This window comes from Mucilaginibacter agri (assembly GCF_009928685.1).
Lineage (GTDB): Bacteria > Bacteroidota > Bacteroidia > Sphingobacteriales > Sphingobacteriaceae > Mucilaginibacter > Mucilaginibacter agri.
In genome coordinates this window covers 1-219 of record NZ_WWEO01000005.1, presented here as the reverse complement: position 1 = coordinate 219, position 219 = coordinate 1, and the positions used below count along the sequence as shown (strand labels likewise).

At 45.7% G+C, this 219-nt stretch carries 1 tRNA gene; it reads left to right on the top strand.

The window, feature by feature from the left end:
• The first annotated feature begins 46 nt into the window (after positions 1 to 46).
• Positions 47 to 120, top strand: a tRNA-Asp gene (locus GSY63_RS00010).
• Positions 121 to 219 lie beyond the last annotated feature (99 nt).

Here is a 219-nt window from a genome sequence, read left to right as displayed (position 1 = left end):
TTCGGGAATGCAAATCGAATTCCTATATTTGCATTCCCAAACGGGAGGAGTGGTAGTTCAGCTGGTTAGAATACATGCCTGTCACGCATGGGGTCGCGGGTTCGAGTCCCGTCCATTCCGCTAAAAGCTCATCAATTTTTTGATGAGCTTTTTTTATGCTTAACCACAGGCAAGGATTTTGCATAGGCATAAGTACGCATCCTCATACCGCAGCTTGAT